This window comes from Actinophytocola sp. (genome assembly GCF_045807065.1).
Taxonomy (GTDB): Bacteria; Actinomycetota; Actinomycetes; order Mycobacteriales; family Pseudonocardiaceae; genus Actinophytocola.
The window spans coordinates 1-5,092 of sequence record NZ_JBJMIE010000686.1; the positions used below are offsets into that span (position 1 = coordinate 1).

A 5,092-nucleotide genomic window follows, 5' to 3' on the forward strand; every position below is an offset into this window, starting at 1 on the left:
CCTGGGAGCGCTCGGTGGAGCTGCTCGACGTCGTCGGCATCCCGCAGCCGCGCGACCGCGCCAGCCAGTACCCGCACGAGTTCTCCGGCGGCATGCGCCAGCGCGCGATGATCGCCATGGCTCTGGCCAACGACCCGAACGTGCTGCTGGCCGACGAGCCGACCACCGCGCTGGACGTGACCGTCCAGGCGCAGATCATGGCGCTGCTGGAGAAGCTCCAGGAGGACCGCAACACGGCGATCGTGCTGATCACGCACGACCTCGGCGTGGTCGCCTCCTACGCGGACCGGATCAACGTGATGTACGCGGGCCGGATCGTGGAGGCCGGCACCGCGGACGAGATCTTCTACTCGCCGCGGCACGCCTACACCTTCGGCCTGCTGTCGAGCCTGCCGAGGATGGACCAGCGCCGGCAGGCCAGGCTCCAGCCGATCAAGGGCATCCCGCCGTCACTGGCGAACGTGCCGCAGGGCTGCCCCTTCCACCCCCGCTGCGTGTTCTCGACCGAGGCCTGCCTGCCGCAGGTCCCGCCGCTGGAACCGGTGGACGGCACGGAGCACCGGGCGGCCTGCGTGCACAGCGACCGGGTGGCGATGGCTTACGAGGAGAGGGTTGCCCAGTGAACGGAGCTTGCGGGGTGAACCGCCGGGCGCACGACCGTCGCCCGGCCACTCGGAGCCTGCGAGGAGAGGGCGAGGCGCGGCGGTGACCCAGGCGACTGAACAGGGTGGACTTGGCACGGCTGAGCCGGCGACCCAGCCCATGCTCCAGGTGGACAACCTGGTCAAGCACTTCCCCATCCGCTCCGGCGTGTTCTTCAAGCGCACGATCGGCCAGGTCAAGGCGGTCGACGGGGTCACCCTCCACGTGCAGCGGGGCCAGACGGTCGCGCTGGTCGGCGAGTCCGGTTGCGGCAAGTCGACGACCGCCAGGGCGATCCTGCGGCTGATCGAGCCGACGGCGGGCCAGACCACGCTGGACGGCCTGGACATCACCGGGCTGGACAAGCAGGGCCTGCGCCGGGCCCGGCGGGACATGCAGATCGTGTTCCAGGACCCGTACGCGTCGCTGAACCCGCGCATGACGATCCGCCAGATCCTGGCCGAGAAGTACCGGCTGCTCGGCCAGGAGGTGACCCGCAAGACCATCAGCGACCTGCTGGACACCGTGGGCCTCGCCGAGGAGTACGCGGACCGCTACCCGCACGAGTTCTCCGGCGGCCAGCGCCAGCGCGTCGGCATCGCCCGCGCTATCGCCATGAACCCGAAGTTCATCGTGCTGGACGAGCCGGTGTCGGCGCTGGACGTGTCGATCCAGGCCCAGATCGTGAACCTGCTGGAGGACCTGCAGGACGGGCTGGGGCTGACCTACCTGTTCATCGCGCACGACCTGTCCGTGGTCCGGCACATCGCCGACCGCGTGGCGGTCATGTACCTGGGCAGCGTGGTGGAGATCGCCGACCGGGACGACCTGTTCGACCGGCCGCACCACCCGTACACGCAGGCGCTGATCTCGGCCGTGCCGATCCCGGACCCGCACCTGGAACGGCGGCGCGAGCGCATCGTGCTGCGCGGCGACGTGCCAAATCCGGCCAACCCGCCGTCGGGCTGCCGGTTCCGGACGCGCTGCTGGAAGTTCGAGCAGCTGTCCGAGTCCGACCAGCGCCGGTGCATCGAGGAGCCCCCGCCGCTGTACGACGTCCCTGGCGGTCAGGGCCACCAGGCGTCCTGCCACTTCGCGTCGCTCCGCGAGGTGGTACGCGCCTAGGAGGCACCCCGGGGGCTTGGGGAGGTCTCCGTCGGCGCGGGAGGAACCTCGACGAGCTGTGCCCGCTCGACCGGCCGCTGGTGATTCAGGTACGTCCACCTCGTCGCGAACCTGGCGACGGGGCACCTGGGCGTCGGCCTGAGACACCGGCGGCCGATCGTCGACGTGCTCGCGGAGGCCGCGCCCGAACACCCTGCGCCTGGCACTCGTGGCGGTGCTGATCCAGGTCGTGCCCGGCATCACACTGGAGATCCTGGCCGCGTGGTTCCGCCAACCACAGGCCCGCGGCGTCTGGGCCATGTCTTGGGTTCGCCACCCGATCGCGTGAGTGCGTCGATATCCTGACCGTCTGTTGGCCCAACGGATACGGACAAATGCATCATGACGCTCACCGCCGCGCCGCGACTGTTGCTCGTGCACGCGCACCCCGACGACGAGAGCCTCTGGACGGGCGGCACGATCGCCCGGTACGCGGCCGCCGGTGTGCAGGTCACGCTGGTCACGTGCACGCTGGGCGAGGAGGGCGAGATCATCCCGGACAGCCTTCGTGAGCTGGCCGCCGACGCGGCCGACCAGCTCGGTGGGTACCGGATCGGCGAGCTGCGGGCCGCGTGTGCGGCGCTGGGGGTCTCCGACCACCGCTGGCTCGGCGGGGTCGGTCGCTGGCGGGACTCCGGCATGGCGGGGGTGCCGGCCAACGGCCACCCGCGCGCGTTCGCCGGCGGCGACCTGGCCGCGCAGGCCGACGCGCTGGCCGAGGTCATCGCGGACGTGCGGCCCCAGGTCGTGGTCACCTACGGACCCGACGGCGGCTACGGCCACCCGGACCACGTCCGCGCGCACGAGGTGACCGTGGCGGCCTGTGACTCCGTCGACCGCCTCTTCTTCGCCGTCACCTCGCGCCGGGCCACCGAGGCGGGTGTCGCCGAGCTGGCCGCGGTGGCGGACCTGCCCTTCCGGCTCCCCGAGCCGGACGAGCTGCCCGTGACCGACGACGAGAAGATCACCACCGTCATCGACACCGCCGAGGTCCTCTCCGTCAAGATGCGGGCCATGGCGGCGCACTCGACGCAGATCACCGTCTGGCACGGCGGCGACGGGGAGCGGGCCTACGCCCTGTCGAACGGCATCGCGCAGCCCATCCCGCCCGCCGAGTACTACGTGCTGGGCCGCGGACCGGGCGAGGGCGCCGAGACGGACCTGTTCGGCGGGCTGGCGTGACCGAACCATCGCGGTTGACCGTCCGGAACTGGCTCGTGCTGGCCGTGCTCGTGGTGGACGCGGTCGTGCTCGCGGTCGTGGAGCTGCTGTTCCTGCCGCTGCGGTTCGACGGGTACCTGCTGCCGTTCGCGCTGGGCGGGGTGCCGGTGCCGGTGAGCGCGCTGGTGGCCGCCCTGACCACGCCGTGGCTGGTGAGCGTCGCGGGCAGGCTGTCGCCGAAGCTGCTGATCGCGGCCGCGCCGCTGGTCGGGTGGATCCTCGCGGTGGCCGTGTTCGGCATGTTCGGCCCCGGCAACGACCTCGTGCTGGTGGCGGACTGGCGGTCGCTGCTGCTGTTCGCCTGCGGTTCCCTACCGTCCGCGATCGTGCTCGGCCGGGTGCTCGCTACCACACTGGGGCCGTCTCTCTGAGCCGACAGCCGAGAGGGATACTAGCGGCGGCCGGTAACCTCAGCCTTGCTGGAACGCTGGACACACACGGGAGACGCAGTGACCTACGTGATCGCCGAGCCATGCATCGACCTGCTCGACAAGGCGTGCATCGAAGAGTGCCCGGTCGACTGCATCTACGAGGGCGACCGGATGCTCTACATCCACCCCGACGAGTGCGTGGACTGCGGCGCCTGTGAGCCGGTGTGCCCGGTGGAAGCCATCTACTACGAGGACGACGTCCCCGACCAGTGGAAGGAATACACCAAGGCCAACGTCGACTACTTCGACGAGCTGGGCTCGCCGGGCGGTGCGGCCAAGGTGGGCAAGACTTCCAACGACCCGCAGTGGATCAAGGACCTCCCGCCGGTCGAGCACGACGAGTGATAGCAGAGCTCCCCGACTTTCCCTGGGACACCCTGGCGGACGCCGGTGCCCGTGCCCGGGCGCACCCGGACGGGGTCGTCAACCTGTCGATCGGCACGCCCGTCGACCCCGTGCCGGCCGTCATCCAGGAGGCGTTGACGGGCGCGGCGTGGATCCCCGGCTACCCCGCCACCCACGGCACCCCCGCCCTGCGCCAGGCCGCGGTCGACGCGCTGGCGCGGCGGCACGGCGTGCACGTCGAACCCGACGCGGTCCTGCCCACGATCGGGTCGAAGGAGCTGGTCGCCTGGCTGCCGACGCTGCTCGGCGCGGGTGCCGGTGACCTGGTGGTGATCCCGCCGCTGGGCTACCCGACCTACGAGGTGGGCGTCCGGCTGGCGGGGGCGTCGATCCTGCGCACGGACAGCACGGTCGCGGCCGGCCCGGCCAGGCCCGTGCTGGTGTGGCTCAACTCACCGTCCAACCCGACCGGCCGCGTGCTGCCCGTCGAGCACCTGCGGAAGGTGGTCGAGTGGGGCCGTTCGTGCGGCGCGGTCGTGGTGTCCGACGAGTGCTACCTCACGCTCGGCTGGGAGGCGGAGCCCGTCTCGATCCTGCACCCGTCCGTGTCGGGCGGTTCGCTCGACGGGCTGCTGGCCGTGCACTCGCTGTCGAAGTCGTCGTGCCTCGCCGGCTACCGGGCGGGGTTCGTGACGGGTGACCCGGCGCTCGTGTCGCGGCTGCTGGCCGTCCGCAAGCACGCCGGCATGATCGTCCCGCACCCGGTCCAGGCCGCCATCACCGCCGCGCTGTCCGACGACACGCACGTCGCCGAGCAGAAGGCCCGGTACGCGGCTCGCCGCGCGGTCCTGCGCCCGGCGCTGGAGGCCGCCGGCTTCACGATCGACCACTCCGAGGCGGGCCTGTACCTGTGGGCCACCCGCGGCGAGGACGCCTGGGCCACGGTCGACTGGCTCGCGGCCCGCGGCATCCTGGTAGCTCCCGGCACGTTCTACGGGCCGACCGGCGACAAGCACGTCCGCGTCGCGCTCACCGCCACCGACGAGCGGGTCGAGACGGCGGCGAAGCGGCTAGCCGAGTAGCTCCACCGCGCAGCGCTCGACCTCCTCGTACGCCTCGTGCCACTGCCCGCGCGCCGCGGCCTGCCTGTCGCGTTCCCGCTCGACGAGCCGTCCCGCGACGAACGCCTCGGCGGCGCCGAACTGCCTCGCTCCGCTCGGCGTTCGCGGGCCCTTACCCGGCGTCTTCCCGCCCTTCGCCGCTCGGCGGTTCGCGTCGCTCACGGGCTC

General features: G+C 71.9%; 6 protein-coding genes and 1 pseudogene. 6 read left to right on the top strand and 1 reads right to left on the bottom strand.

Features of this window, described 5'->3' with window-relative positions; translation table 11 throughout:
- The 6 genes from ACJ73U_RS40375 to dapC all read left to right on the top strand — a co-directional run.
- A partial coding sequence (locus ACJ73U_RS40375) for an ABC transporter ATP-binding protein (RefSeq protein WP_407783063.1) occupies positions 1-623 on the top strand: 623 nt, incomplete at its 5' end.
- 139 nt (positions 624-762) lie between these two features.
- On the top strand, positions 763-1,767 hold the full coding sequence (locus ACJ73U_RS40380; protein ID WP_407783068.1) for an ABC transporter ATP-binding protein: 1,005 nt from the start codon (positions 763-765) through the stop codon (positions 1,765-1,767).
- Between the two features lie 381 nt (positions 1,768-2,148).
- The gene (mshB, locus tag ACJ73U_RS40385) at positions 2,149-2,988 is read left to right on the top strand and encodes an N-acetyl-1-D-myo-inositol-2-amino-2-deoxy-alpha-D-glucopyranoside deacetylase (protein WP_407783064.1); all 840 of its coding nucleotides are present in this window, start codon (positions 2,149-2,151) and stop codon (positions 2,986-2,988) included.
- Positions 2,985-3,398, top strand: coding sequence for a hypothetical protein (locus ACJ73U_RS40390; RefSeq protein WP_407783065.1), 414 nt, complete (start codon positions 2,985-2,987; stop codon positions 3,396-3,398). The genes mshB and ACJ73U_RS40390 overlap by 4 nt, the downstream gene beginning before the upstream one ends.
- Before the next feature lie 78 nt (positions 3,399-3,476).
- Entirely contained in the window at positions 3,477-3,803 is a 327-nt protein-coding gene (gene fdxA, locus ACJ73U_RS40395) for a ferredoxin (protein WP_407783066.1), read from the top strand.
- Entirely contained in the window at positions 3,800-4,885 is a 1,086-nt protein-coding gene (gene dapC, locus ACJ73U_RS40400; RefSeq protein ID WP_407783067.1) for a succinyldiaminopimelate transaminase, read from the top strand. The genes fdxA and dapC overlap by 4 nt, the downstream gene beginning before the upstream one ends.
- On the opposite strand, the pseudogene ACJ73U_RS40405 reads toward dapC, so the two are convergent.
- A pseudogene (locus ACJ73U_RS40405) lies at positions 4,874-5,092 on the bottom strand (hypothetical protein); the annotation flags it as partial. The gene dapC and the pseudogene ACJ73U_RS40405 sit on opposite strands and share 12 nt — an antisense overlap.